General features: G+C 71.4%; 21 protein-coding genes and 1 riboswitch. Of the genes, 16 read left to right on the top strand and 5 right to left on the bottom strand.

Annotation, left to right across the window (positions count from 1 at the left end):
• The first annotated feature begins 92 nt into the window (after positions 1–92).
• A complete protein-coding gene (locus ACZ46W_RS01375; protein ID WP_468329493.1) occupies positions 93–1,397 on the top strand; it encodes a family 2 encapsulin nanocompartment cargo protein terpene cyclase in 1,305 nt (434 codons plus the stop codon).
• A gap of 3 nt (positions 1,398–1,400) precedes the next feature.
• Positions 1,401–2,297, top strand: coding sequence for a geranyl diphosphate 2-C-methyltransferase (locus tag ACZ46W_RS01370; RefSeq protein WP_468329490.1), 897 nt, complete (start codon positions 1,401–1,403; stop codon positions 2,295–2,297).
• Between the two features lie 96 nt (positions 2,298–2,393).
• Here ACZ46W_RS01370 and ACZ46W_RS01365 read toward each other — a convergent pair whose 3' ends face one another.
• Together ACZ46W_RS01365 and ACZ46W_RS01360 are read right to left on the bottom strand one after the other, a co-directional pair.
• The gene (locus tag ACZ46W_RS01365) at positions 2,394–5,579 is read right to left on the bottom strand and encodes a discoidin domain-containing protein (RefSeq protein ID WP_468329487.1); all 3,186 of its coding nucleotides are present in this window, start codon (positions 5,577–5,579) and stop codon (positions 2,394–2,396) included.
• 168 nt (positions 5,580–5,747) lie between these two features.
• On the bottom strand, positions 5,748–6,533 hold the full coding sequence (locus ACZ46W_RS01360) for a DeoR/GlpR family DNA-binding transcription regulator (RefSeq protein WP_468329484.1): 786 nt from the start codon (positions 6,531–6,533) through the stop codon (positions 5,748–5,750).
• 161 nt (positions 6,534–6,694) lie between these two features.
• On the opposite strand from ACZ46W_RS01360, the gene ACZ46W_RS01355 reads away from it, so the two are divergent.
• From ACZ46W_RS01355 to ACZ46W_RS01290, 14 genes are all read left to right on the top strand, one after another.
• Complete coding sequence (locus tag ACZ46W_RS01355) at positions 6,695–7,642, top strand: SIS domain-containing protein (protein WP_468329481.1); 948 nt, start codon at positions 6,695–6,697, stop codon at positions 7,640–7,642.
• Positions 7,639–8,610 carry an ROK family protein gene (locus ACZ46W_RS01350; RefSeq protein ID WP_468329479.1) on the top strand — a complete coding sequence of 324 codons (972 nt, stop codon included), beginning with the start codon at positions 7,639–7,641 and terminating at the stop codon, positions 8,608–8,610. Before ACZ46W_RS01355 ends, ACZ46W_RS01350 begins: the two co-directional genes overlap by 4 nt.
• The gene (locus tag ACZ46W_RS01345) at positions 8,598–9,416 is read left to right on the top strand and encodes a class II fructose-bisphosphate aldolase (protein ID WP_468329477.1); all 819 of its coding nucleotides are present in this window, start codon (positions 8,598–8,600) and stop codon (positions 9,414–9,416) included. The genes ACZ46W_RS01350 and ACZ46W_RS01345 overlap by 13 nt, the downstream gene beginning before the upstream one ends.
• A 17-nt stretch (positions 9,417–9,433) precedes the next feature.
• Positions 9,434–9,629: riboswitch (cobalamin riboswitch) on the top strand.
• A 39-nt stretch (positions 9,630–9,668) separates the two neighbouring features.
• Positions 9,669–10,700 carry an ABC transporter substrate-binding protein gene (locus ACZ46W_RS01340; RefSeq protein ID WP_468329475.1) on the top strand — a complete coding sequence of 344 codons (1,032 nt, stop codon included), beginning with the start codon at positions 9,669–9,671 and terminating at the stop codon, positions 10,698–10,700.
• Positions 10,697–11,710: a FecCD family ABC transporter permease gene (locus tag ACZ46W_RS01335; protein WP_468329472.1), complete on the top strand. Its 1,014-nt coding sequence runs from the start codon at positions 10,697–10,699 to the stop codon at positions 11,708–11,710. Before ACZ46W_RS01340 ends, ACZ46W_RS01335 begins: the two co-directional genes overlap by 4 nt.
• Complete coding sequence (locus ACZ46W_RS01330) at positions 11,707–12,489, top strand: ABC transporter ATP-binding protein (protein ID WP_468329469.1); 783 nt, start codon at positions 11,707–11,709, stop codon at positions 12,487–12,489. Before ACZ46W_RS01335 ends, ACZ46W_RS01330 begins: the two co-directional genes overlap by 4 nt.
• Positions 12,490–12,741: 252 nt before the next feature.
• Positions 12,742–13,263, top strand: coding sequence for a DUF6230 family protein (locus tag ACZ46W_RS01325; RefSeq protein ID WP_468332342.1), 522 nt, complete (start codon positions 12,742–12,744; stop codon positions 13,261–13,263).
• A gap of 140 nt (positions 13,264–13,403) precedes the next feature.
• Positions 13,404–14,354 carry a DUF6114 domain-containing protein gene (locus ACZ46W_RS01320; RefSeq protein WP_468329466.1) on the top strand — a complete coding sequence of 317 codons (951 nt, stop codon included), beginning with the start codon at positions 13,404–13,406 and terminating at the stop codon, positions 14,352–14,354.
• A gap of 75 nt (positions 14,355–14,429) precedes the next feature.
• Entirely contained in the window at positions 14,430–14,822 is a 393-nt protein-coding gene (locus tag ACZ46W_RS01315; protein ID WP_468329463.1) for an effector-associated constant component EACC1, read from the top strand.
• 3 nt (positions 14,823–14,825) lie between these two features.
• Positions 14,826–19,388, top strand: a complete 4,563-nt coding sequence (locus ACZ46W_RS01310; RefSeq protein ID WP_468329460.1) for a caspase, EACC1-associated type — start codon at positions 14,826–14,828, stop codon at positions 19,386–19,388.
• A gap of 211 nt (positions 19,389–19,599) precedes the next feature.
• Positions 19,600–20,088 carry a hypothetical protein gene (locus ACZ46W_RS01305; RefSeq protein ID WP_468329457.1) on the top strand — a complete coding sequence of 163 codons (489 nt, stop codon included), beginning with the start codon at positions 19,600–19,602 and terminating at the stop codon, positions 20,086–20,088.
• 132 nt (positions 20,089–20,220) lie between these two features.
• Positions 20,221–20,730: a protease inhibitor I42 family protein gene (locus ACZ46W_RS01300; protein WP_468329454.1), complete on the top strand. Its 510-nt coding sequence runs from the start codon at positions 20,221–20,223 to the stop codon at positions 20,728–20,730.
• A 797-nt stretch (positions 20,731–21,527) separates the two neighbouring features.
• A complete protein-coding gene (locus ACZ46W_RS01295; protein WP_468329451.1) occupies positions 21,528–21,890 on the top strand; it encodes a hypothetical protein in 363 nt (120 codons plus the stop codon).
• Positions 21,887–22,546 (top strand): nucleotidyl transferase AbiEii/AbiGii toxin family protein, encoded by a 660-nt coding sequence (locus ACZ46W_RS01290; protein WP_073759566.1) that lies wholly within the window; start codon positions 21,887–21,889, stop codon positions 22,544–22,546. The genes ACZ46W_RS01295 and ACZ46W_RS01290 overlap by 4 nt, the downstream gene beginning before the upstream one ends.
• Before the next feature lie 414 nt (positions 22,547–22,960).
• Here ACZ46W_RS01290 and ACZ46W_RS01285 read toward each other — a convergent pair whose 3' ends face one another.
• Genes ACZ46W_RS01285 through ACZ46W_RS01275 form a run of 3 tightly spaced genes read right to left on the bottom strand, consistent with a single transcriptional unit; the run spans position 22,961 to position 26,721 of the window.
• Positions 22,961–23,653: a hypothetical protein gene (locus ACZ46W_RS01285; RefSeq protein WP_468329448.1), complete on the bottom strand. Its 693-nt coding sequence runs from the start codon at positions 23,651–23,653 to the stop codon at positions 22,961–22,963.
• Entirely contained in the window at positions 23,650–25,866 is a 2,217-nt protein-coding gene (locus tag ACZ46W_RS01280) for a hypothetical protein (RefSeq protein WP_468329445.1), read from the bottom strand. The genes ACZ46W_RS01285 and ACZ46W_RS01280 overlap by 4 nt, the downstream gene beginning before the upstream one ends.
• 51 nt (positions 25,867–25,917) lie before the next feature.
• Entirely contained in the window at positions 25,918–26,721 is an 804-nt protein-coding gene (locus ACZ46W_RS01275) for a hypothetical protein (protein WP_468329442.1), read from the bottom strand.
• Positions 26,722–26,737: the final 16 nt, after the last annotated feature.

Below are 26,737 nucleotides of genomic sequence, written 5' to 3'. Positions count from 1 at the left end.
GACCCGTCCGGCGGCACGACAGCCCGGCCTCCCGGGCCGGGCGAGCCCGCCCGGCACACGGGACAGCACACCCCCTCACCAAGGAGTCACGGATGCCCGATCCAGGGCTTTCCCCTCTGCAGTCGAGCCTGCCCGCCGCTGCGGCCGGCTTCGCAGCCCACGTCCTCGTCCACACCCGCACCCAGGCCGCCGCGACCGCGGCCGAGGTCGAGCCCGAGGCCGAAGCTCCGGCCGACGGCGCCCGGCCCGACGTACCAGCCCCGCCCGCCTCGCCCACCCCGCCCGCTGACGGGGCGAGCACGCTGAACACCGCCCTGGAACGGATCATCCGTGGCCCCAGCGGTCTGGGCACGACCGGGCTGTCCCTGGCGCGGCGTCAGGAACCGGCCGTGGCGCCGGAGTCGCGGCCACCGGCGGAGGGCACGCCGATCCCGGGCCTGTACCACCACCCCGTGCCCGAGCCGGACCAGGCGCGGGTGGAGGAGGTCAGCCGGAGGATCAAGGCGTGGGCCGTGGACGAGGTCCAGGTCTACCCCCCGGAGTGGGAGGACCAGTTCGACGGCTTCTCCGTCGGCCGCTACATGGTCGCCTGCCATCCGGACGCGCCCACCATCGACCACCTGATGGCCGCCACCCGGCTGATGGTCGCCGAGAACGCGGTCGACGACTGCTACTGCGAGGACCACGGCGGCTCACCCGTCGGTCTCGGCAGCCGTCTGCTGCTGGCGCACACGGCTCTCGACCCGCTGCACACGACGAAGGAGTACGAGCCGGAGTGGGCGGAGTCGCTCCACTCGGACGCCCCCCGGCGCGCGTACCGCTCCGCCATGGAGTACTTCGTCCAGCTCGCCACCCCCTCCCAGGCCGACCGGTTCCGGCACGACATGGCCCGGCTGCACATGGGGTACCTCGCCGAGGCCGCATGGGCGGAGACGGACACCGTGCCCGAGGTGTGGGAGTACCTGGCGATGCGCCAGTTCAACAACTTCCGCCCCTGCCCCACCATCACCGACACCGTCGGTGGCTACGAACTGCCGGCGGACCTGCACGCCCAGCCCGCGATGCAGCGCGTCATCGCACTCGCCGCCAACGCCACCACCATCGTCAACGACCTGTACTCCTACACCAAGGAGCTCGAAAGCCCCGGCAAGCACCTGAACCTGCCCGTGGTGATCGCCGAACGTGACGGCGTATCGGACCAGCAGGCCTACCTGAAGGCGGTGGAGGTCCACAACGACCTCATGCACGGCTTCGAGGCCGAAGCCGCCGCCCTCGCCGCGGCCTGCCCCGTCCCCAGCGTGCTGCGCTTCCTCCGCGGAGTGGCCGCGTGGGTCGACGGCAACCACTACTGGCACCAGACCAACACCTACCGCTACAGCCTGCCCGACTTCTGGTAAGAAATGGACGCACCTGTGACCAGCACTGACATCACCACCCTGGACGGCACCTCCACGTTCGTCCCCGGCCCGGCCTCCCCCTACCAGGGTGACATCGCCCGCTACTGGGACCAGGAGGCCAGGCCCGTGAACCTGCGTCTCGGCGACGTCGACGGGCTCTACCACCACCACTACGGCATCGGCGACGTCGACCACGCCGCCCTCGGGGACCCCGAGGACAGCGAGTACGAGAAGAAGCTGATCGCCGAGCTGCACCGCCTGGAGTCGGCGCAGGCCGAGGTCCTCCTGGACCACCTCGGCTCCATCGGGCGTGACGACACGCTCGTGGACGCGGGCTGCGGCCGGGGCGGTTCGATGGTCATGGCCCACCAGCGGTTCGGCTGCAAGGTCGAGGGCGTCACCCTCTCGGCCAAGCAGGCCGACTTCGCGAACCGGCGCGCCCGCGAACTGCGCATCGACGACCACGTCCACGCCCGCGTGTGCAACATGCTCGACATGCCCTTCGGGACCGGGCAGGCGGCGGGCTCGTGGAACAACGAGTCGAGCATGTACGTCGACCTGCACGACCTCTTCGCCGAGCACTCCCGCGTCCTCGCGGTCGGTGGCCGCTACGTGACCATCACCGGCTGCTGGAACCCGCGTTACGGCCAGCCCTCGAAGTGGGTCTCCCAGATCAACGCGCACTTCGAGTGCAACATCCACTCCCGCCGGGAGTACCTGCGCGCCATGGCCGACAACCGTCTGGTCCCGCAGGCCGTGGTCGACCTGACGGCCGCCACCCTGCCGTACTGGGAGCTGCGGGCCACGTCGTCCCTGGTCACCGGCATCGAGGAGGCGTTCATCAACTCCTACAAGGACGGCTCCTTCCAGTACGTCCTGATCGCGGCCGACCGCGTCTGACCGACCGCGGACCGCAGCCCGCAGAGCACCGACCGCGACGCCGGGCCCGTCACCTGACGGACCCGGCGTCGCGGGCGTGGAGGGACCGTCACCGGGTCAGGCCCGGGGCGTCCAGCGCTGGGCGGCGGTGCCCGCGCAGGTGGCGAGTTCCAGCTTGGTGCCGTTGGCGGTGCCCGAGCGGACGGGGGCGAGGCAGCGGCCACCGCTGGTCACGCTCGACTGGGCGCCGAGCTGCCACCGCTGGGCGGCCGAGCCGTCGCACGGCCGCACGGTGACGGTGGCGCCGGAGCCGTCGAGGCAGACGCCGTCCTTGCCGGTGAGTGTCCCGCCGGCCGTGAACGTCCAGCGCTGGTTGGTGCCGCCGTGACAGGAGTACAGGGTCGGTTCGGTGCCGGCGGTGGTGGAGCCGTGGGGAAGGTCGACGCAACTGGCCGAGGCTCCGTTGACCAAAGTCGCGTCCGCCGGGAGCGGGGTGGCCTTCCCGGTGGCGGAGATCTCGGCGGCGCTGGTCCACGGACCGCTGTCGCCGGCCTCCGTCAGGGCCTTGAGCCGCAGGTAGCGCCCGGTCTTCGGCGCGAAGGACTCCTTCTTCTCGGTGGCGGTGTCGGCGAAGGTACCCGTGGCGACCGGGCTGCCCCAGTCGGCCGTCGTATCCGACACGTACACCTCGTACGACCCGATCCGGCCGTTGGCGCCGCCGTCCTGGCGCGGGAGGTAGGACAGGCCGTCGACGTCGTAACGCGCTCCCAGGTCGATCTGGATCTCGTGCGGGAGCGGGGCGGCGGAGCCGGAGTAGGCGGTGTGCCACATGGTGGCGGGGTTGCCGTCGATGGCATTGGCGGCGGCGCCGTTCTCGGCGGAGGTCTCCTGGCTGTCGGCGTACTGGACCTTCCAGGCGGCCTTGGGGATCGGCGTACCGGTGGCGGGCACCGCCGTGGCCGCTAGCAGCGTCAGGCCGTTCGCCGTGACGGTGAACGCCCCGGACTTCGACCCGGCCTTGACCCACAGCGTGCCCGAGCGGTCGGCCGGGTCGAAGTACCAGCCGGTCGTGGCTGAGTCGTACGCGCTCTTCGAGGGCAGGGCCGGCAGGGCGGTGCCGTCGACGGTGACACCGGTGGGCGCGGCGGCCGCGTGGACGGTGAACTCATAGCCGCGTGCGGCCGGTTTGCCGTCGTAGCTGCCGGTGCTCGCGCCGACGGCGATGCGCACGTCGCCGGTGCCGGAGGCCGGGGCGGTGACGTCGACCTTCTGCTTCGCGTACGCGCCGCTCTTGTACGCGCGTGTGATGCCGTCGTCCTCGTAGAGGGTGAAGGTGGAGGAGCCGCGCGGGTGGATGTCGTAGGTGAGCCTGTCCACCGGCTTCTCGCCCGTGTGGTTCATCTGCGGCCACATCGGCAGGATGCCGCCGCCCTTCACGAACAGGGGAAGCGTGTCGAGCGGCGCGGAGTAGCCGTTGAGCCAGCCGGGGCCGGCGTAGGTCCTGCCGGTCCAGTAGTCCGTCCACGTGCCGGCCGGCAGATAGATGCCGTCACGGGTCGTGGTGTCGGTGACGACGGGCGCCACCAGCAGCGAGTCGCCGGACATGAACTGGCCGCTGGTCCGGTTGTCGCGCGTCACGGGGTCGTTCGGGTACTCCAGGACCATGGCGCGGACGGTGGGCGTGCCGGTCTCGGTGGCGACGCGGCTCGCCGAGTACAGGTACGGCATCAGCCGCATCTTCAGCTTCAGGTACTTGCGGTTGATGGACAGGTACGGATCGGAGAACCGCCACGGCTGCTTGTCCTGGTAGCCGGCCTCCGGGTTGGTGGGCCCCCAGCCGGACATCGTCATGAACGCCGGGGTGAAGGCCTTCCACTGGAGGTCGCGGACGTAGGTCTTCGGGCTGCCCCCGAAGATGCCGTCCACGTCGCCCGCGGCGTAGTTGAGGGCCGACAGGCCCGCGCCCGTGATGGCCGGGACGTGCCAGCGCATGGCGTCCCAGGTCCCGGAGGTGTCGCCGGTCCACACGACGGTGTTGCGGTGGGTACCGGCCCAGCCGTCGACGGTCCAGACGTAACGGCGGGCGTCGGAGTTCTTCTCGATGCCGTCCACGGCCTGCTGGACGCCGTCGAAGGCGTACTTGTAACCGGGGCCGATCCAGGCGACGTCGGTCTTGACGCCCCGGCTGCCGGCGGTGCCGACTTCCTCGTCGATGTTCGCCAGGCCGGTGGAGGTCCACAGACCGGTCCGGAAGCCCTTGGCCTTCAGCCCGTCGACCGTTGCCTTGAGGTCCGTGTAGCCGCAGCCGTAGCCGTCGTTGGGCAGGAACCAGCCCGAGGGCATGTCGGCGGCGCGCGCGTCGGCGGCGTACCCGAGGACGTCCTTGGTGGTCTGGTGGCGCGCCCGGTTGTGGTCGCCCTGGTAGTCGGGGTTGGAGGCGTTCCAGCAGTCGGCGTTGCCGAGCTCCAGGCCCCACATCGGCGCCAGGAACGGCTTGCCGCTCACGTCCGTGTACGCGTCGAGGACGCCCTTCAGCGAGTCGCCGACGAAGTACCACGCGTCGAATCGGCTCTCGTTGTGGGTGAACGTGCCGGGCGCGCCGAAGCTGTACGTGCCGGGGGCCCAGGTGTTGCGCATCACGCCATAGCCGTTGGTCGACATGTAGAACGGCGCGGGGCTGGCGTTGGTGTTCTCCTTCCACGTGTTGGCGACCGAGACCGGCACGGTTTTGCCGCGCAGCGCCCACTCGCCGAGCCGCAGACCGGTGCCGTAGAACTGCTCGTCGGGGCCCTGGGCCAGGTACTGGCTGGTCTGGGAGCCGGTCCAGGACAGCGGCTGCGACTCGGCCCATACGAGCGTGGTGTTGTCGGCGCGGTAGACGGAGAACCGCAGCGGGGACTTGTTCACCCGGATGTTCAACGCCGGGGTGGTGATGCGGTAGTAGGCGCCGGCGTCCGTGACGCTCGTCATCACCACCCCGAAGTCGGTGTCGATCGCGAGGGCGTTGCCCGCCGGATCGTCGGTGAAGGTGCCCTTGGGCGACAGCCAGATCCGGAAGATGTCCTGACGGGCTATCACCACCCGTGCCTTCGCCGCCGTCGACGTGGTGATCGTGACGGTGTTCCCGGACCGGCTGACCCCCGTGACGTCACCGGCGCCCGCCGCCGCCGCGGGGCTCGTGGGCCCGGCGACCGAGAAGACGGCCGCCACCATGACGGCGACCAGGCCCAGGATCGCCGGGCGTCGGCCGCGGGCCCGGCTCCCTCCCCACCGGCGCGGGGGTCGTACGGAACTTTCGCGCATCACAGCCGCCTTCCGGCCATGCGGAAGCCGCCCTCCGGCGGCGCCGCCGACAACACGGGTCGACGGGACATGACAACAGTCACCCTGGATGACGTCAAGTGCGCGAAGGTGGTCTGTTCCACGCAGGAGCGCGCATGACCGCTCGTTGGGGCCCGATGCGCGCGGGGCCTATACGCGGCGGACGTCGACGCCCTGCTGGGTGAGCTGTTCGACGAGGTCGTCGGGGGCTTCCTGGTCGGTGACCAGGACGTCGATCCGGCTGATCGCGCAGACCCGGGCGAAGGCGCGCCGGCCGAGCTTGGTGGAGTCGGCGACCACGACGACCTTGTCGGCCCGCTCGGCCATGGCCCGGTTGGCCTCCGCCTCGCCCTCGTCGTGGGTGGAGGCGCCGAACCGCGGGTCGACCGCGTTGACGCCGAGGATCGCGTAGTCGAGTGACAGGCCCTGGAGGACGGCGGCCGCGAGCGGGCCCGTCAGCTCGTACGACTGCGGTCGGGCGACGCCGCCGGTCACCACGGTCTTCACATACGGGCGGACGGCCAGTTCGTTGGCGATGTTCACGGCGTTGGTGACGATCGTCAGCGCGGTCCCGGCGCGATGCCCGGCCAGATCGGGGCGGGTGACCAGCTCGCGGGCCACCTCCGAGGTCGTCGTGCCGCCGTTGAGCCCGACGACCGCGCCCGGCGGGACGAGCGCGGCGGTGGCACGGGCGATGCGGTGCTTCTCGTCCGCCTTGCGCGCGGTCTTGTAGCGCAGGGGGAGGTCGTATGTGACCCCGCTGAGCACCGCCCCGCCGCGGGTACGGGTCAGGAGCTGCTGGCGGGCCAGCTCCTCCAGGTCCCGGCGGACGGTGGCGGGGGAGACGTCGAGCAGTTCGGCGGCCTCGCCCACCTCGATGCTGCCGCGCTCGCTCAGCGCGTCGAGGAGCCGCGTCCACCGCTCGTGCGTACCCATCACCGTTCTCCTCCGTCGCGTCACGGCCTGCCTGGGCCGCTTCGGGCTGTGAGCGTAACGCGCCCGCCCGGCACGGTGCGCATTCATGCGCACTCTTGCTCAAGCCTGAGTGTTGGCTCTATAAACGAGTCATCTTCAATCATGAGTCCCGGGGAGCCACCATGAGTCATGTCGACGCGGAGATCGCCGGGCAACCCGCGTGCTGGCGGCGCGCGCTGGAGGCGCGCCCGGCCGGGCTGCCGCAGGACGGCGAACGCGTCGCCGTCATCGGCTGTGGCACGTCCCTGCACATCGCCCAGGCGTACGCGTCCCTGCGCGAATCCGCCGGGATGGGGGAGACCGACGCCTTCGCCGCGTCCGCGTACCCGGTGACCCGCCGCTACGACCGGGTGCTCGCCATCACCCGCTCCGGCACCACGACCGAGGTGCTCACCACGCTGCGACGGCTGGCCGGCGACACCCCGACGGTCGCGCTCACCGGCGACCCCGGCACACCCGTCCGTGATGTCGCGGGCACGGTCGTCGACCTCTCGTTCGCCGACGAGCGGTCCGTCGTGCAGACCAGGTTCGCCACCACGGCCCTCGTCCTGCTGCGCGCCGGCCTCGGTCTCGTACCGCCGGACCTGCCGGAACAGGCCGAGCGGGCCGTGCTCGCTCCACTCGAAGAAAAGGCGGTGGCCGCCGAGCAGTTCACCTTCCTCGGCACCGGCTGGACCGTCGGCCTCGCCCACGAGGCCGCGCTCAAGGTGCGGGAGGCGGCCGGGGCGTGGACGGAGTCGTACGCGGCGATGGAGTACCGGCACGGCCCGATCAGCATCGCGGGACCCGGGCGAGCCGTCTGGTTCCTCGGCGCGCCGCCGGCCGGCCTCCTCGACGAGGTGCGGGCGACCGGCGCCTACGTCTCCGTCTCCGCGGCCGACCCGCTCGCCGAACTGGTCCGCGCCCAGCGCCTCGCGGTCGCCCTGGCCGGCCGGCGCGGCCTCGACCCCGACCGGCCCCGCCACCTCACCCGCTCCGTCGTGCTGGCCGACGCCGACGCCGACGCCGACGCCGACGCCGACGCCGGGGCGCGGGCCGGGGCCGGGATCGACGTCCGGGTGGAGTCATGACGGTCATCGCCCTGGACGTCGGAGGCACGTACATCAAGGGCGGCGTACTCTCCGACGACGGCACCCTGCGCCACACCGAGCGCTGGCGCACACGGGCGGACCGGGGCCCGGACGCCGTCCTGGAGACCGTGCTCGCCCGCGCCGCCGAACTGGCCGAGCGCTTCCCGGCGGCCGAGGCGGCCGGGGTCGTCGTGCCCGGCATCGTCGACGAGCACGACGGCGTCTCCGTCCTCGCCGCCAACCTCGGCTGGCGCGACGTACCCGTCAAGGACTGGCTGGCCGAACACCTCGACCTGCCCGTCGCGTTCGGGCACGACGTCCGGGCCGGCGGCCTCGCGGAGGCCAGGGCGGGGGCCGGGCGGGGCTGCGCCGACTTCCTCTTCGTGCCGGTCGGAACCGGGATCGGGGCCGCCGTGTTCGCCGGGGGCCGGGCCCGGGCCCTGACCGGTGGCCACGGCGGCGCCGGCGAACTGGGGCACCTCGTGGTGCGGCCCGGGGGAGAGCGCTGCCACTGCGGCGCGCGGGGCTGCCTGGAGACCGTGGCGTCCGCCTCTGCCATCGCCCGCCGCTACTCCCGTGCCACCGGCAGGTGCGGCACCACCGCCAGGGACGTCCAGGCCCGGGCCGAAGCGGGGGACGCCAAGGCCGCCGCCGTCTGGTACGAGGCGGTCGAGGCCCTCGCCGACGCGCTGACCACCGCGATCACCCTGTACGCCCCGGAGCGCGTCGTCATCGGCGGCGGCCTGTCCGGGGCGGGCGAGTCCTGTCTGGCACCCCTGCGCGCGGCGCTCGCCGAACGCCTCACGCTCCAGGCCGGCTTCCGTGCCATGCCCCAGGTCGTCGCGGCCCGGCTCGGCGACCGGGCGGGCTGCGTGGGCGCGGCGTACCTCGCCCAGGACCTCCTGGCCGACGCCGTGGACGTCCCGCCTCCGCCCCGTACACCAGGAGAAGCACCATGCCCCTCGTAGGGACGTCCGACATCGTCACCCCCGCCGCACGCGCCGGAAGGGGCGTCGGGGCCTTCAACGTCATCCAGCTCGAACACGCCGAGGCCATCGTGGCGGGCGCCCCCGTGGTCCTCCAGATCAGCGAGAACGCCGCCCGCTACCACGGCGCGCTCACCCCGGTCGGCACGGCGACGCTGGCCGTCGCCCGCGCCGCGACGGTTCCGGTGGCCGTCCACCTCGACCACGCGACCTCGCCGGACCTCGTCGCCGAAGCGGTGTCGCTGGGCTTCACGTCGGTCATGTACGACGCCTCGACCCTGCCCTACGAGGAGAACGTCCGCGCCACGGCCGGCATACGGGCCCGCTGCCACGCGTCCGGTGTCTGGGTGGAGGCCGAACTGGGCGAGGTCGGCGGCAAGGACGGCGTGCACGCCCCGGGCGCCCGCACCGATCCGGACGAGGCGGCGGCCTTCGTCGCGGCCACGGGCGTGGACGCCCTGGCGGTGGCCGTGGGCACGTCGCACGCCATGCGCACCCGCGACGCCGCACCGGACTTCGCCCTCATCGCCGCGCTGCGTACCGCCGTCCCGGTACCCCTGGTGCTGCATGGCTCGTCGGGGGTCGCGGACCACGACCTCGCCACCGCCGTCGGCCACGGTATGACCAAGGTCAACATCGCCACGCACCTGAACCGGGTCTTCACCGGCGCCGCCCGCCGGGCGCTCGACGCGGACCGCATGGTGGCCGACACACGCCACTACCTCGGTGCCGGGCGTACGGCCATGGCCCACGAGGTGACCCGGCTGCTCGGCGTCCTCAGCGCGTGAGCACGAGCGGGCACCCGTGGTAGCTTGCGCAGGCCAGTCGTACTCCGTACGCGTGTACGTGAGTCAGGGAATCCGGTGCGAATCCGGAACTGACGCGCAGCGGTGAGGGTGACGGGCGCGGCAACCGCAGCCACTGGGCCGGACATGGGCCCGGGAAGGCGCCGCGCCCGGATGATCCCGAGTCCGAAGACCTGCTGGCGAACACGTACGGACGGGCCCCGCGCATGGGCCCCCGACGCCGAGGACTTCGCTGTGCCCATCACACGCCCCACCGCCTCGTTCGCCGCGCTCCTGTGCGGAGCCCTCCTCCTGACCGGCTGCGGGGGTGCCCCCGGCACGTCCCCCTCACCGGCTTCGGCCGGCACCCGCGTACTGGACAACTGCGGGCGGAAGGTGGAGATCAAGGGGGACGGGCCGCGGCGGGCCGTCTCGCTCAACCAGGGGACCACCGAGATCATGCTGTCCCTCGGTCTCGCCGACCGGATGGCCGGAACCGCCACCTGGACCGACCCCGTCATGAAGGGCCTGGAGAAGGGGAACGCGGGCGTGACCCGGCTCGCCGAGAACAACCCCTCCTTCGAGAAGGTCCTCGACACCGAACCCGACTTCGTCGCCGCTTCGTTCGCCTCCACCCTCGGCAAGGGTGGCGTGGCCACGCGCGATCAGTTCGCGAAGCTCGGCGTGCCCACCTACCTCTCCCCGTCCGACTGCGTGGGCAAGGACAACAGCGGAGACGGTGACGGCGTCCGCACCAAGCCGCTGACCATGGACACCGTGTACGGGGAGGTACGCGACCTCGCCCGCGTCTTCGGCGAGGAGAAGCGCGGCGAGGAGCTGGTCGCGAGCCTCACCTCGCGTGTCGCCAAGGCGACCGGGGGACTCAACGCCTCGGAGGTCACCCTGCTGTACTGGTTCTCCGACGCGAACTCCCCCTACATGGCCGGGTGCTGCGGCGCCCCCGGCGTCATCACCCGGGAAGTCGGCGCCAAGAACGTCTTCGACGACACCACCGAGGAATGGCCGCAGATCAACTGGGAGACCGTGGCCGACCGCAACCCCGACGTCCTCGTGATCGGCGACCTCACCCGTAAGGCGCAGACCGCGGAGAGCGCCGCCAAGAAGATCGCGTTCCTGGAGTCGAACCCGGTCACCCGCACCATGGACGCCGTCAAGCACAAGCGGTACGTCCTGCTCAGCGGCCAGGCCATGAACCCGACGATCCGCACGGTGGAGGGCATCGAGCAGGTCGCCGCCGCGCTCCGTGAGTTCGGCCTGTCGAAGTGACCGCCGCCCTGCTGCGCACGGCGGCGGGGCTCGCGGCACTCGCCGCGTCCGTCGCCCTCGCCATCACCATAGGCCCGGCCGACATCGGCGTCGCCGACGTCTGGTCCGTCGTGGTGTCCCACCTCGCCGGGGACGCCTCCGGCCTCACACCGATCCGCGACGGGATCGTGTGGAACCTGCGGCTGCCGCGCACCCTGCTGGCGGCCGTGTGCGGTGCCGGACTGGCGTTGTGCGGGGCGGTGATGCAGTCGCTGCTGCGCAACCCGCTCGCCGACCCCTTCGTCCTGGGTGTCTCGTCCGGAGCCTCCACCGGAGCGGTCGTGGTGGTCGTCCTCGGTGCCGGCGGCGGAGCCCTGCCGGTCTCCGGGGGCGCTTTCGTGGGCGCGGTGTGCTCGTTCGCCGCGATGCTGTTGCTGAGCCACACGCTGGGCGGGACCACCGACCGGGTCGTGCTGTCCGGCGTCGCCGCGATGCAGTTGTTCTCCGCGCTCACCTCCTTCGTCGTGGTCACATCGGCCGACGCCGAGACGACGCGTGGCGTGCTGTTCTGGCTGCTCGGCTCGCTCAGCGGCGCCGGCTGGACCGACGTATGGCTGTGCCTGGCCGCCCTCGCGCTCACGCTGGCCGTCTGCCTGGCCCACGGCAGGGCGCTGGACGCCTTCGCCTTCGGCCAGGACGCGGCAGCCACGCTGGGCGTGAACGTCGGCCGTGCGCGGCTGGTGCTGCTCTGCGTCACCGCACTGCTCACGGCGGCCCTCGTCAGCTCGGCCGGCGCCATCGGCTTCGTGGGCCTGGTGCTGCCGCACGCCGCCCGTGCCCTCGTCGGCCCCGGGCACGGCCGGCTGCTGCCCGCCGCCGCGCTGGGCGGAGCCGTCTTCCTGGTGTGGATCGACACCCTCGCCCGGACCGTCATCGAACCGCAGGAGGTACCGGTCGGCGTCGTGACCTCACTGGTCGGCGTGCCCGCCTTCGTACTCGTCCTGTACCGCACCAGGAGAGCCCACCGATGACCCTCAGCGCCGATCACGTCTCACGCGACGCCGCCGGCACACCGATCCTCGACGGCGTCAGCATCGCGCCGCCCCCCGGCGTGATGACCGGCCTCCTCGGCCCCAACGGCTCGGGAAAGTCCACCCTGTTGCGCCTGCTCTGCGGCGTGCTGGCCCCCGCCTCCGGCGTGGTCACCCTCGACGGCATCCCTCTGGGCAGCCTCCGCCGCAGGGACGTCGCCCGGCGGGTGGCCGTCGTCGAACAGCAGGCGGACACCCTCGTCGAGCTGACCGTCACCGACGTCGTACGACTCGGACGCATCCCCCACCGGCGCCCCTGGGCACCCCCGGCGGAGGTGGACGAGCGGGCCGTCATCGACGCCCTGGAACGCACCGGCCTCGCCGACCGGGCCGACCAGCCCTGGCACACGCTCTCCGGAGGCGAGCGCCAGCGCGTCCAGATCGCCCGAGCCCTGGCACAGGAGCCGCGCGAACTCCTCCTCGACGAGCCGACCAACCACCTCGACATCCAGCACCAGCACGAGCTGCTGCACCTCGTCCGCACGCTCGCCGTCACCAGCGTCGTCGCCCTGCACGACCTGAACCTCGCCGCGATGTACTGCGACCACGTCGTGGTCCTCCGACGAGGCCGGGTCGTCGCCGCGGGCACACCCCGGGACGTACTGACCGAGACGCTGATCGCCGACGTCTACGGCGTACGGGCGGCGGTCACCGACCCCGACGCGACCGGCCGCCCGCACATCCGGGTGCTGGGCACCCCGGCGCACAAGGGCAGTTGACCGCCGACCACGTCACCGGCGGTCAAGGCGCCGCACTCTATTGACTCGCCGTCTAATTGAGTCCTAGCCTCCTGATGCTGTGTCAGTCGCCATCGGCGCACGGCGGGAAGACCTCGGCCCGCCGGCACTTCCGTACGCACCACACGACGTTCGGGAGGATCAGTGAGCAGATCAGCACACCCCCGTGCCGGCACCACGAACTGGCGGAGGTCGGCGGCTCTGGCCGTGCCCGGCTTCGCCGCCGTGGGGGCCATGGCCCTCCTGATGGCCGAGGGCGCGCTCGCCGCCTCGTTCGCCGTCTCCGGTACGAACTTCCAAGTGGCTTCGAGCAAGCTCAGCAGCGACGGCCTGGCGTCGTACGTGCACACCGACCGGTCCGCCGACGGCAAGGGGCACCCGGTCGCCCTACTCGGACTGGACCAGGCGACCCTGACCGACATCTGCCAGTCCGCGCGGGTCAAGACACCCCTGGGCACCGTCGTGTTCAAGCTCAGCGCGGGCGGCGACGCGGGCGCGGTGACCGCGCAGAACCTGGTGATCGACGGCGAGGACCTGGTGGGTGACGCGCGGTTCGGCACGGCCGAGATCGGCCGCGACGCCTCCACGCTCGACGAGGTGCCCGGCGTCAAGGGGCCGCGGGGGGCGTTCGGTCTCCAGGCGGGAGACATCGAGGTGAGCGATGTCCGCTCGCACGCGTGGTCGGCCACGGGCGGGAACTTCCGTCTCAAGGGCCTGAAACTCGCCGTCCAACTGGGCGGCACACAGTGCTTCTGAGCGTCTTGCGCCGTCACAGGGACCGTCACAGGGACCGTCACCGTCACCGTCACGGGGAGCGGCCGTGGCTGCCGCGGCGACTGCGGGAGCGGAAGCGGAAGCGGGAGCGGGTGGGGGTGCGGACGCGGGTGCGGACGCGGATGCGGCGGTTCGCGGACCGGCTCGACCGCCGTTTGCCTCTGCCGGGGGCCCGCCACCGCTTCCGCGCCTGGCGCCGCGCCCGCCCGTTCGGGGGCGGGCTGTTGCTGGTCCTGGCGGGCGCCGAACTGCTCCTCGTACCGCTGTCCCCCATTCCGGTCCTGGTGAGCCTGGGGCTCGGCGGCATCGCCGCGATCGCCATCGGCCTGGCGCTGATCGCGGCCGGCGTCTTCCTGTGGGTCCTGCCCCACACCCGGCACTACGTGAGCGTGAACGCCCTGATCCTGTCGGTGGTGGCCTTCGCGGCGACCAATCTCGGCGGGTTCCTCGTGGGGACCGCGCTGGGAATCCTGGGCAGTGCCCTCGGGTTCGGCTGGACCCCGGCCCACGAGCCCGCCCCGAAGGCCGGGGCCGACGACGCGGGCGCAGCCGGGCCGGGGCCCGCGGCACCCCGCACACTTGCCGTACTGCTGCCCGCGGCCCTCCTCGCCGCCGCGGTCGTGACCACCGGGGGCGGCCGCGCCGAAGCCGCCCCGGGCGGCCCTCCCCCCGCCTCCCGCACGCCGCCCACGATCACCGCCGAGGAGTTCCGCCCGCAGGGTTTCATCGTCGCCGGCGTACGGGAGATCCCGACGGTGGACGGCACGCAGAGGGTGATGGTGCTGCGCATGCGGGCAGCGTCCCTGCGCGACTACCGCATGACCACCCGGGACGGCGCCCCGCGCCTCGCACTCGGCGCGAGCCGGCTCGACCTGCGTGGTGACGTCACCCTGTACCTGACCCGCTTCCACGGGTGCGTGGAGGGGCTGATCTGCCTCACCTTCACGCCCGACCGGCTGCCCGTGCCGCCGTTGGTACCCCCCTTCGTCTTCCTCACGGACGTGACGGCGGAACAGGCACTGGTCACCTCCGACACGATCACGGCGCAGCGCCTGGTGCTGCGCGCCTCCTGACGACCGCCTCCGCCCCCGCGCCTCAGTGGTCGCACACGAGGGGTGAGAGGGGGCGCGGGTGGGCAGCGTATGGGCGTGACGGAGTTACGGGTGGGGATCAGCGTCGAAGACACGGCGACGGACGGCGGGGTGCACGAACTCAGGCGTCGCCTGGCCACCGAGCCGGAGCTGCGCGGCCGGATCCGCGCCAACGGCCAGGGCACGCTGCCGCCCGGCGCCATGGGCCTGCCCGCCGACGCGCTCCTCGCGTTCCTCGAACCGGGCGGGGTCCTCACGACGTTCGCCGCCGGACTGGTCACCTGGCTGGCCGCCCGCCGGACCGAGTGCACGGTCACCGTCACCCGCCCCGACGGCACTCAGGTCTCCGTCACCTCGACCCGGGTCAGGAACCTGACGGCCCAGCAGCGCGCGGAGTTCATCCGCGAGATCACCGCCGCGCTGGACGAGGGCGGCCCCGAGCGGGAGTAGGACGTGCAGCCGCCGGACACCGCCCCCGACAGGACCGTCCCGGACAGGCCCGCCCCGGACAGGGCCGACGACGCGGGGACCGCCCTCGACGGGACCGTCCCGGACAGGGCCGACGACGCCGGTGACCTTCCGGCGCTGGGGGCGCACGCGGTCCTCATCGGCACACCCGACCACGTCCCGGGCTCCGAACTGCCCGCCCTGCCGGCCGTCACCGCCACCCTCGACGACCTCCAGGCGATCCTGCGGGACACCTGCGGCCTGCGGGACCGAGTGCACCGCGTGCCCCCGGACGCCACACAGGGAGACGTCGTCGCGGCCTTGGAAGCAGCGGTACGGGACGCGTCCGGGCCGATCCTGCTGTGCTACGTCGGCCACGGCATCCTCGGCCCCGCCGATGAGCTGTACCTGGCCACCCGGGCCAGCCGGTCACCGGAACGGATCTCCGAGGCGGTCCCGTACAGCACCGTCCGGAACCTGCTCACCGAGGCGCCGGGCGGCAGTGTCGTCATCCTCGACTGCTGCTACTCGGGACGGGCCAAGGCCCCCGGCGGCCGGGCGCAAGGCCCGCCGCCGTTCGTCGTCACCCGGCCCGGCGGGAGCTACCTGCTCAGTTCGGCGTCCTGGTACGACCTGTCGTACGCGCCCGAGGGCCGCAGACACACGCTGTTCGGCGGCCGGTTGATCGAACTGCTCGGCGACGGCGACCCCGCCGGCCCCCCTTGGCTCACGCTGGACGGGCTGCACGAGGCCCTCGACCGCGCCTTCCAGGGCGGACCGATCCGCCCCTGGCGGCAGAGCGAGGGCACCCTCGGCTCCCTGCGGCTGGCCCGCAACCGCGCCTACGCCGCGCCGCGCCCCCGCTCCGAACCACCGGCCGACGTCCCCTGCCCGTACCCCGGGATGGAGCCCTTCGGGACCACGCAGGCACGGCACTTCTTCGGCCGCGAGGACCTCATCCGGCTGCTCCTGGACGTCGTCTGCGACGACCGGCGGGCGCGGGAGGCCGGCGGCACCGCGCCGGTGGTGCTCGTCGGACAGTCCGGCGTGGGCAAGACGTCACTGCTCACCGCCGGGCTCCTGGCCGGCCTGGAGCGCCGCCGAGCCGGACCGTCCGGACCGTCCGGGCCCTCCGGTACGCCGTGGCCGCCCGTCCTGCTGCCCGCGCCGGGCCCGCACCCGCTGCGAGCACTGGCCGAGGTGTGGTCCAGGGCCACCGGACGGCCGGCGGACGACGTGCACCGCGCCCTGTCCACGGGCCGCCTGCCGGGGCCCCTGCCCGGCCGGGAGCGGACCGGACTGCTCGTCGTCGACCAGTTCGAGGAGGTCTTCACCCGCTGCACGGACGCGGAGGAGCGTTCCCGCTTCATCGACGTCCTGACGCACCCGGAGGGAACCGGGGAGCCGCCGCGCGTGGTCATCGGCCTGCGCGGGGACCACTACGGCGACTGCCTCACCCACCCCGGACTCGCCCGCGCGCTCGACCACGGCCTGTTCAACGTGCGGCCCATGGACGACGACGCCCTGCGCGCCGCCGTCGAACGCCCCGCCCGGGCCGCCGGCCTGGCCCTGGAGCCGGGCCTGACCGACCGCCTGCTGCACGACCTCCGCCACGGCGAGGGCGGCCACGGCCGCGACGCCGCCCTGCCCTTCCTCGCCCACGCCCTGCGCGAAACCTGGCTGCGGCGCAGCGGGGCCACGCTCACCCTCGCCGGGTACGAGGCCACCGGCGGCATCTGGCACGCGGTCACCACGACGACCGACCGGCTCCACGACGAGCTCGACCAGACCGGCCGGGACGCCCTCCGTGAACTGCTGCTCCGCCTGGTCCACGTGACCGACGACGGGGTGGCCGTGCGCCGCGGGGTCCCCGTCGAGAGCCTGCTCGACGGGCTGCCGGCCGCACAGCGGGCCGCGACCCGATCGGTACGCGAACGACTGGCCGCCGCCCGGCTGATCACCGTGGACCAGGACCACACCCAGATCGCGCACGAGGCCCTGCTGGTGGCCTGGCCACGGCTACGGGCCTGGGCCGAGGAGGACCGCGAGCGCCTCGTACAGCGGCAACGGCTGGCCGACAGCGCCGAGGAGTGGGCCACGGCCGGGCGGCACGAGGACTTCCTGCTCACCGGCATCAAACTGGACAGCGCCCTGGACCTCCTGGACGGTGACCGCCTCCCGCGGGCCGAGAGGGAGTTCCTGGAGGCGAGCCTCGACGCGGACCTGACCAGGCGGCAGGTCCAGAGCCGGCTGAACCGGCGGCTCACCTGGCGCCTCCGGGCCGCGCTCGTGGGCCTGTGTCTGGCGCTGATGGCGACGGGGTACGCCTTGCGGGAGTCCACGGAAGCCGACCGGCAACGGATGGTCGCCGACCAGCAACGAACCGAAGCGAACCGGCAACGGGACAGCGCCGTGCGGCAGCGGCTGCTGGGCACGGTACGCGCGCTGGAGGCCGAGGCGGAGAACCAGCGCACGAAGGACCCCCGACTGTCGCTCCGGCTCGGGCTCGCCGCGCACCGGCTGCGCCCGTCCGCCGAGTCGAGAGCCGCGGTGTTCGGCACGCTGGCCGAGACGGGGTACGGGGGCAGCTCCACCGGCGACGTCGAGGTGGAGAACTCCGTACTGAGTCGGGACGGCCGGACCCAGGCCGCCTGGCACGACGGCCAGGTCATGCTGTGGGATGTGGCGGACGCCGCCCGCCGCAGGCAGCTCGCCGTGCTGCCCGGGTGCGGGAAGTACGCCCTCGGCCACCTGGCCTTCAGCGCCGACGGCCGCACCGTCGCCGCCGCCTGCGACAACGGAGCCGTCATCCTGTGGTCGCTGGCCGACCGCGAACATCCGCGCCGTACGGCCGTCTTGAGGGTCGCGGGGCTGAAGGGAATTCCGTACGCGGTGGCGTTCAGCCCCCGGGGAGACCTCCTGGCGGCCGCCGGGTGGGGGACCGACGACAGTCCCGCCTCCCACCAGTCGATGGTGCTGTGGCGGCTCTCCGCCGACAGCGCTCCACGGCGGATCGCTGTGGAGCGGGGCGTCTACGACAACCGGGCGGTGCTCTTCAGCCCGGACGGCCGGACTCTGGTCAGTTCGACGGGCATGGTCAGCGGCAAGGAGGAACCGGCTGACCGGAACTCCGTCACCCACAGCTCAGGAGCCACCCTGTGGGACGTCTCCACGCCCGCGCGCCCACGCCGACTGGCGCGCCTGGACCGGGTCAAGGAGGAAACAGCGTTCAGCCCCGACGGCCGGCTCCTGGCCACGGAGAGCTCCGGCGACAACGTGGTCCTGTGGAACGTCACCGACCCGTCCCGGCCGAGGCGGCAGGCGGAGTGGACGGCCCACAAGGACTTCATCGAGGCCTTCGCGTTCAACCCCGCCGGGACGAGGCTGGCCACGGCCTCGTTCGACGAGTCGATCAGCGTGTGGAACATCGCGGACCCGACGAAGCCGAGGAGGGAGACGACACTGCGCGGGCACCAGGACACGCCCGACGCCCTCGTCTTCGGCCGGAAGGACGACACCCTCACCTCCGTCGACGGACAGACCGTCATCCGCTGGCGCCTGACACCTCTGGGCCGTCCCCGGCAATTGGCCACCATCGCCGACGACGGCTACATCCGCTCGGCCGTCTTCACGCACGGCGGCAGAACACTGGCGACCGCCGGTTTCGGCCAGAGCGTCCACCTGTGGAGCATGAAGCAGCCCAGTCGGCCGCAGCGCCTCGCCTCCATGGACCTCGGAGCCTACGTCCAGGACCTGGCCGTCAGCGCGGACGGCACCACGCTGGCCAGTGCCGACCGCAGGGGCCGGATCACGCTCTGGGACATCACCGCGCCGGCCCGGCCGCGCCGACTGTCCGTCATCGACCGTGGTGAGGCCGGCCGCGAGATGCACATCAGTCTCAGCCCGCGTGGAGCCATCCTGGCCGCCAACGGTGCCGAGACGCTCTTCTCCCAGGGATGGACCGCCACCTGGGACCTGACGGACCGCAGGCGGCCCAGGCACGTGCGTACGGTCGAGGGCTACCCGTCATCACGCGTCGACTTCGGCCCGTACGGGGAGCTGAGGACCATCCCCATGAGCTCCGGCCTCTCCGTCGACAAGCGCCTCATGGCCAGTACGTCCGTCGCGAGCAGCGATGTGAGCATCACGGACATCACCTCCGCCGACCCGCGCCGGACGGTCGGCCGCGTCAGCGGCGACGAGTGGGACGTCACGGTCGACCCTGTCTTCCACCCCGGCGGAAAGCTGCTGACCGCCTCGAGCGAATCCGGTGACGTCCTCTTCGCGGACATCGGCAACCTCCGCCAGATCCACGTCGCCGCCAGGCTCTCCCACCCCACCGAGAAACTGGCGACTCTCGCCTTCAGCCCCGACGGCCGCCTCGCCGTCATCGCCCGTGGTGACAACACGGCGCAGATCTGGGACCTGGCGTCCCTCCCGGCCCTCGGCGTCGACCCCATCGGCATGGCGTGCGGCCTGGCGGGCCGAGGGCTCGACCGCGAGGAGTGGGCGACGTACGCCCCGGGACTGCCGTACCAGGAGAGCTGCCGCGCACACGGCACGTCCTGACGCCGCCGGGCTCGGTGCGAGCGGTTTCACACAGTGGGTTGACAGAGGCCCTCAGCCGACACCGCGCCGCCGCGCTTCGTCGAGCCCGTACGCTCCCGGAGCACCGGCGCGTGGGAGGACCCCTCACGGCAGTGACCGTGCCCGGCCGCTGCCACAGGGCGGCCGGGCCTCGGCGAACCATGGACCAGGGCTCGACCTACGCTGTCGGGTCATGACATGGATCGCATTGCTGTCCACCGTTGTCGGGGCCGTGGTCGGCCTGGGCTCGGCCCTGCTGTCGGACAACCTGCGCTGGAAGCGCGAACGCAACGACCACCGGCTCACCGTGCAGAGGGAGATCTACGTTGCCTACCTGAGCGCCCTGCACCGGGCCGGCCAGTCCTTGCGCGCGGTCTCGCTGGGTGATCACCCGGACGATGTCCCACGAGATCTGGCCGCGAGGGCGGCCATGCGCGACGCGGGGCTGGTCGAGACCCGCGAGCACCTCGTGCTCACCGCCCCGGAGCGGGTCGTCCGGGCGGCGGATGCCGCGTTTCACAGCCTGCGCGTGATACGCGACCGCATCGCTCAAGGCCAGGGCATGGGTTCCCCGGAGTACGAAGCCGACCTGTCGAGCTACAACCTCCACCTCCAGGTACTGCGCAACGCCGTCCGAGAGGATCTGCAAGTCGGCCCCCTGCGCGGCGAGATCACCCTCTGACCGGACACGGAGGCTGCCTTCAGGGGCTCCCGGCCAGGGTGACATGCTCCAGGGGCACGACCCTCGTGGCTCCACCACCCGGGCCGGCCAGGACGAGTTCATCAACGACCGCATGGGCAAGGCTTCCCCACAGTGATCTCCCCAACGTGCACGGCGTCCGTCTCCCCCGGTAGCAGGGGCGCTGCCGCGATCGTGGCGGCCGCGCTCCTCGCTCTCACCACAGGCTGCGGCCAGGGCACCGGCCAACCGGCCGGCGGCTCCCCGCCCACCGTCAGCCACCCGGTGACGGACACCAGCGTCAACGCCGAGCCGGGCGAGCGCTTCACGCTCACCTTCGACCAGAACGCCTCCACCCGCGAGTACTGGTACCTGGTCGACCCCGAGCCCGACAGCTCGGTGCTGGTCAGCCGTGGCCGGCACTACGCGTCCGACTCCGGCGACGAGCCGGTGCCCGGTGCCGGCGGCCGGCTCACCTTCACCTTCGAGGCCAAGGGCAGGGGGACCACCCGGTTCACGCTGCTGCACTGCACTTTCACCACCTGCCAGGGCAACACCTCCACCCGGCCCCCCGAGACGACCGGCCGCTCCGCCGCCCCGACCACGGCCCCCGAGCGCATCACCTACACCGTCACCGTCGACTGACCGTCGACCAACGGACGTGACGGGGATCTCGCTGCGGTGCGGGGCGTCGGTCCGTACTCTGGTCGCGCTTGTCGGTCGTCCGTGAGGCCGAAGGTCATAAGGGCCGGCGGTCATCACCGGTGACCAGTCAGCCGGCCGGCGCCCGCCACTCACCGTGGGGTGGAAGGGAGCCGTTGTAGTCTGAGTGAACAGCCCTTGACCTGCGCAAAGCGGGCAGGGAGCCGAATTCAGGGAGTTCTCCATGCTGCGCACCATGTTCAAGTCCAAGATCTAGCGTTTGGGCGTATTTGCAGGTCAGAAGCTTGATGGCTCCGCTGGGGTCAGCAAACGGTCAGCATCGGGTGCGGGAGCGTCCTAGCTTGCTTACCTGGTGGCCGCCATGACCGGTGACCTCGACAGGTCTCTGGCTCCCGCTTGGGACGTTCGCTGCGTACTCGGCAGGTCGACCGCTGGCATGGGTCTTGACCTCGCACGCCCTGGTGTCCTTCTCGTCCACTGCACCGGCGCCATGGGCCTCGGCTTCGGCAGCGTCGTCATTTCCGACACCGAGACCGAAGCCGCAGCTGACTCCACCGCTTCGGCCTTCCACGTGACCTGCTGTGTATGATCACCCGCGCCCGCGAGTGCGGTGGTTCTCGGGTCGGCTGGGCGGCCCGTTGCCGCGCCACCGGGGGCTGCACGGGTAGGCCATATGCGCTTAGCGTCCACTGTGAGATGACCGAGGGACGCGCGCGGGGCCCGACCCGTACGTGTGACAGGGAAGCCCGCCGCCGCCTCCAAGCAGCGATACTGGATGCATGGACACGACGACCACCGCCCCCCGGGCTGAGGTGCTGCGGGACCGCTACCGCAGGCGACTGCCCGAGCGCTTGCAGGAGCTGGCCGGCCCCGTCGAGGGCACCGTGGACCTGCCGCTCCACATCGTCTGGTCCGGGCGGACGAGCTACAGCTTGGAGCGTCCGAAGTCCCGCATGACGCTCTACCGGGCCGTCCTCGCCGAAGGACTGAGTGAGGACCTGGTGACTTTCCTGCACCACCGGCTGCTCGCCGAGCAGTGGCCTGTGCTGCGGCGCTTGATCAGTCCCTACATCCGCGAGGTCTGGGAGGATGCCTTCCCCGAGCTGCTCCGGACCGCTCCGGCCGGCACGACTGCCGCGTGAAGCTCACTCCGCTCCACGAGCGTCTCCTCGCCGACATCCTCGACCTCGGTTCCCCCTACCCTCTGGTCCTCACCGGCGGATACGCCGTGCAGGCCCACGGCCTTGTCGAACGCTTCAGCCGTGACCTCGACGTCGCCACCGAGAACCCTGCTCCGATGCAGGAGATCGTCGCCTCACTCACAGCAGGCCTCAGCGCGCGCGGATGGCGGACCACGCACGTCCAGACCGATCCGCTCAGCGGCCGGTTCCTCGTCACCGATCCGGACACCGGCGAGGAGTGCGAGGTCGACGTCCTCAAGGAGGCGTTCTGGGCCCCGCCCGCCCAGACCCCATACGGCCCCGTTCTTTCCCTCGACGACGTGATCGGCACCAAGGTCCGAGCCCTCGCCGACCGCGGCACCGTCCGCGACCTCATCGACGTCCAGGCCGCATCCCGCCACCGCTCCACCGCAGACCTCGAATCCCTGGGCCGCCGTCGCGCCCACGACGAGTTCAGCCTCGAAGACCTCCGGGACCGGCTCATCGGCGCGGACTGGTACGAGGATGAGGACTACACCGCGTACGGGCTCACCTCCCGGCAGATCGAAGAACTCAAGGCGTGGGCGCTGGAGTGGGCCGAGGATCTGGGTGCGCGGATCCATGACGAGAACGCCTGAGAGGCGATCACCGCATCCATCCTCTCCACCGCCGTTGCAACGAGAGGATGCGGTGTAGCCAGAGGTTCCAACCCGGGGCCGTCCACGGTGGGTGGCTGCCCTGCACGGCGGATGTGTAGGGCAGCCGAGCGATACCCGCAGTGGACTCACGGCGAAACCGGGCTGCGGTAACGGTCGAACAAACAGGTGCTTACGGAAGGCGGTAAGTCTTCCCGTCCGGTTGCGCATGGCCTCCCTCGTCCTCGATGGGGAACTGGTGGCCGTGCAGTCGGTAGACCATCTCGTCTGGCGCAGACAGCATCCGTGCCTGCCGCCAGGCTGCATCGAATGACAGGTGGCCGCCCGCTTCGCGTCGCAGGCGAAGCGCACGCCAGGAAGAGAGGGGGTCCAAAACGATGCGCCACAGAGCCAGGCTCATTCCGTGCGCCGCCCTTCCGTGGCACCGGGGGAAGGGACGGAAGCGTCGTCCGATGCGTCATCGCCCTTCAGCTTCTGAAGCGCATCGCACAGCGCGAGCATGGCCCGGTTCTGCAGCTCAATGTCGTTGAAGCCCTGGCCGACCTTCTCCCACTGGTCGAGCATGGGCTGCCACCATTCGTCAGCCGCGACCATCCACCGCGCCAGGCGCTGCCATTCGGCAACCTGCTGAGCGCCCGGCCAATCGCCCTGCTGCTCGATCCGGTCCAGCACGAAAAGGTCGGGCTGCTCGTACAGGTTCGTGCGCAGGAACCGCAGCCGCCGTATCCGTGCCTCGTCTGCCTGCCGCTGAACAAGGTCCTCCCGTGCGCTCTCCGAGAGCGCCAGTTGCACACGGGCAGCCAGACACCGGTACACGGCGGCGCGGGTGTGTTCCGGGGCACCGAGTTCGGCGTTGATGGTGTCCTGCGCGGTGCGCACCTCGACGGCTGGGAAGAGCTGCGCGACCTCGCCGGCCCGCGCCAGGGTCCGGCTGAGTACGAGGTCTTCGAGATTGGGCCGGGCCCGTAGCGGGGGACGCCACTCGATCGTGAACGTGGCCTCGAAATGGATACCGGGGGTCGCGCAGCGGAGCATCCGTGGCTGGGTGCAGTGGATCGTACGGGCCCGGCGCTGCCAGAACCACTTCACGCTGGATCCCTGTTGAGCTGAATCACCGTGCGGACACGCGGGTCTACGAGACGGTCCCAGAAGTCGTTGGCGGCATTCGTGTCCCCGTCGACCGAGACGTGCTCCAGTGCCTGCATCAGGCTCACGGAAGCCTTGAAGATCTTTTGGCCGCGTAGGGCGGGGAGTAACCCGTCGCGGACGCGGGCGTAGGTGTCGGGGTCGGTTGCCGACTGCTTGATCCATGTGGTGAGGCGGTCGATGGCGTCCGGTGCCGTGTCGATGTTTCCCAACAGGTCCTGCAGTGCCCGGTTCACGTCCACTTCGGAAGGGACTTCATCGGACAGCAGCCATGGGGTGGTGGAGCCCGGTACGGACATCAGGGCCAGGAAGGCCGCGGTACCGGCCCCGCGGGACCGACCTGACTGCTGCCACGTGCGTACTTCGGTGATGAGCCGGGCCACCCCGGCGGGGTGCTGCGCCTGCTCCACGAAGGCTTTGAGGGCCTCAGGCCAAGCTGATTCGTGCCCGCTGTTGGCGGCTCGCCGCAGGCGGACCATGGCCATCTTGGCGTGAGAAGAGGTGACATCGGCGGTGTTCAGGACCTGTCGGCAGACGGCCACCACGGTGGTTGCGCGTTCCTTGAGCGATGCCCAACCGTACAAAAGGCCCCATACCTGGCGGCCGATGTGCTCGTCCTGGATGGCCTGGATCAGGAGGGCGCTGAGGAGTTCCTTCTTCACTGGGTAGGTCGGAGAGCCGAGTTGTACGAGGTGGTTGACGTTGCCGTGCCGCAGGGTCAGAGCGGCGATGGCATCCACGACGTGCTCGTTCGCCTCGCTGTCGTCCCCGGACGTGAGCCATTTCAGCAAGGGCTCACGCATGACCTCGTAGTTGTCCCAGACGTAGGTCAGGACGGCCCTGCCGTAGCCGGGCTGGTCGAAGACGACTTCGTCGTGGCTGCCAACTCCGGCGCCGGTATCGACGACACGGCGGCGCAACCCGCGGCCGGCGAATGCTGCACTTGTCGTCGAGGCAAAGCCGCTTCCGTCGGCGGCGTCGGCGCAGATGATTTGCTGCAGGTCCCGGGCGGCCTTGGCCACTACGGGCAATGGAGCGGATTGGCGCACAGCGAGGGCCAGGAGGAGGCAGCGGTCCTCCAGCGGCAGCGACGTGTCCTTGCCTCCATGCACGGAGACGGCCTCTCCGAACAGCATGTCGAGTTTGTCCCGCCAGTCGGACAGGGCGGACGTGATCCGTTCAGCAAGCCCCGCATCGAGCGCGGACCACGACGACGGCACGTCCATGGGGAGCGAGGAATCGGTCAGCCGTTCGTGTTCTCGCCATGCGAGCACGACCGAGTCCGCCGCGCGGACCGCTTCCACGGCGTCGAGACCGCTCAGCGAAGCCTTGGTCTTGTCGACGGAGTGAAGGTAGGCAATCAGACCGGGGGCCTTGCGAGCTCTCAGCCGGGCCTCCACGACACTCTGGGCGGGCGGCGGCTCGTTTAGGTGGACGATGTGAATGCCTGACTGGACCGGGACATAATGATCAGTCCACAGGTCCTTGGCCACGTTCAAGACGAGGTAGGAGCCCAGTTTCTCCAGAAGCCCCGCATGCTCTTCGAGCATGGTGAGGAAATCGGCCGAGATCCGGTCGCGTTCGGGGTCCTTGAGGTCGACCTGGTAGGCGCGGCGCTCCTCGGCGGGAAGTCGGCCCACTTTGGGTGTCTTCCAGTCCGCGTCCAGTTTCACGATGTCGGTGTCCTCATCCGTGTGCCGGGCGAGGAGGTGCAGGGCCAGGGTGGTCGATCCGTACGACCGCGGCGCGACAATGATCAGTACGTGCTTTCGCGGGTGTAACCCCGCCGGATCCAGAGCCTGCTGCCACGTCTCGGCCCATTGGCCTTCGCGGACGATCGGCTCCTGCTTGATCCGGTGACGAGGAAGGGTGGGGCCTTCGAGGATCCCCTGCTTGCGGGTCTCATTGATGATCTTGTCGGCGTGGTTGACGAAGAACTCCGGACGGTTCACCGTGATCGGCGCCGGCCCGGTGTCCGGTACGGGGGGCACGACGAACGCTGCCGGGTCCGCCCGGCCGCCGCCAGTGGCCTCCGCGCCTTCAGTAGCGTTACTGCTTGGGCCCGTCGGCCACGAAGCTTTGCCGTCCGCTCCCTTCAACGGAGGCTCGGGCTCGTCGGGAGGGCGGGGTGGAAAAAGGGGGCGATCATCGGACATGCGTTTCTCTGGTTCCTTTCGGTGCGGCGCGGGTGCGGGGGCACGGGACGGTCAGATCCGGCGCCGGTCGATGCGCATGGTTCCGACCCTGTTGATCACGGTGGTGTCGGTCATTTCGCCGTTGAACTGGAAGACGGCGCCGGGCGGGTTATTCAGGCCGGCCGACGACGTCGGCGAAGTTGTTCCACCCCCACCTCCGAGCGGCTCCGGGTTGATGAGCGGGGCGAGGGCTCGCGGTGTCATCTGGGGTACGAATAGCCAGCACGGCTCCTCGAACGCCTTGCCGTGTACCCGCGCCATGGCGCGGAGGAAGTGTTCCTCGTCGAGGTCCGGCGTGCGTCCCGCACGGACGGTCCGCCGGAACGCCGCCTCTGAGACGACGGCGGCCAGAAAGCCGCCCCGGTATTCCCTGGCCGCGGTGAGGCCCGCGCGCACCACCTGGCTGTCGAGCAGTCGGCACACCTCGTTGATGGCGTCGCCACGGTGGTCAGGCAGGGAGAGCGGTCCGACGTGCACAGCAGCACGCAATCGGATCGCCGGAGCGCTGGATAGCCGTTCACGGTCGTACCGGACGAGCGCTGCGTGCAGGTGCTCCAGCAGCGGGTCGACCAGCCTTGCGATGTCCTTGGCTGGCATGACGAAGATGGCTCCGTCACCGGTGTCCTTGAATGCACCGGTCCGGTCTCGGGGGTCCTGCAGTCCAACGTGGGCCAGCACATTGGTGAGGACGTCGTCCAAGTCCGAGCGGACCGGTGCCATCTTCGCTTCCGGGATCTGGCTGTACCCCTGCATGTCCACGGCCAGGAGCGCCTGCTCCGGAGGGACATCGAGGGACGACGGCGGGGCAAGGGACATGCTGTCACCGACCTTT

This window comes from Streptomyces sp. NPDC031064, assembly GCF_055570965.1.
The sequence above is the reverse complement of the archived record's forward strand: the minus strand, read 5'-3'. Positions and strand labels throughout refer to the sequence as shown.

What these genes read in the sequence shown, in the direction of transcription:
- ACZ46W_RS01305 (WP_468329457.1), top strand. Translation starts at nt 19,600, where the DNA reads ATGACATGGATCGCATTGCTGTCCACCGTTGTCGGGGCCGTGGTCGGC.
- ACZ46W_RS01320 (WP_468329466.1), top strand. Translation starts at nt 13,404, where the DNA reads ATGCGGCGGTTCGCGGACCGGCTCGACCGCCGTTTGCCTCTGCCGGGG.
- ACZ46W_RS01330 (WP_468329469.1), top strand. Translation starts at nt 11,707, where the DNA reads ATGACCCTCAGCGCCGATCACGTCTCACGCGACGCCGCCGGCACACCG.
- ACZ46W_RS01275 (WP_468329442.1), bottom strand. Translation starts at nt 26,721, where the DNA reads ATGTCCCTTGCCCCGCCGTCGTCCCTCGATGTCCCTCCGGAGCAGGCG.
- ACZ46W_RS01355 (WP_468329481.1), top strand. Translation starts at nt 6,695, where the DNA reads ATGAGTCATGTCGACGCGGAGATCGCCGGGCAACCCGCGTGCTGGCGG.
- ACZ46W_RS01350 (WP_468329479.1), top strand. Translation starts at nt 7,639, where the DNA reads ATGACGGTCATCGCCCTGGACGTCGGAGGCACGTACATCAAGGGCGGC.
- ACZ46W_RS01280 (WP_468329445.1), bottom strand. Translation starts at nt 25,866, where the DNA reads ATGTCCGATGATCGCCCCCTTTTTCCACCCCGCCCTCCCGACGAGCCC.
- ACZ46W_RS01370 (WP_468329490.1), top strand. Translation starts at nt 1,401, where the DNA reads ATGGACGCACCTGTGACCAGCACTGACATCACCACCCTGGACGGCACC.
- ACZ46W_RS01345 (WP_468329477.1), top strand. Translation starts at nt 8,598, where the DNA reads ATGCCCCTCGTAGGGACGTCCGACATCGTCACCCCCGCCGCACGCGCC.
- ACZ46W_RS01325 (WP_468332342.1), top strand. Translation starts at nt 12,742, where the DNA reads ATGGCCCTCCTGATGGCCGAGGGCGCGCTCGCCGCCTCGTTCGCCGTC.
- ACZ46W_RS01360 (WP_468329484.1), bottom strand. Translation starts at nt 6,533, where the DNA reads ATGGGTACGCACGAGCGGTGGACGCGGCTCCTCGACGCGCTGAGCGAG.
- ACZ46W_RS01365 (WP_468329487.1), bottom strand. Translation starts at nt 5,579, where the DNA reads ATGCGCGAAAGTTCCGTACGACCCCCGCGCCGGTGGGGAGGGAGCCGG.
- ACZ46W_RS01375 (WP_468329493.1), top strand. Translation starts at nt 93, where the DNA reads ATGCCCGATCCAGGGCTTTCCCCTCTGCAGTCGAGCCTGCCCGCCGCT.
- ACZ46W_RS01295 (WP_468329451.1), top strand. Translation starts at nt 21,528, where the DNA reads ATGGACACGACGACCACCGCCCCCCGGGCTGAGGTGCTGCGGGACCGC.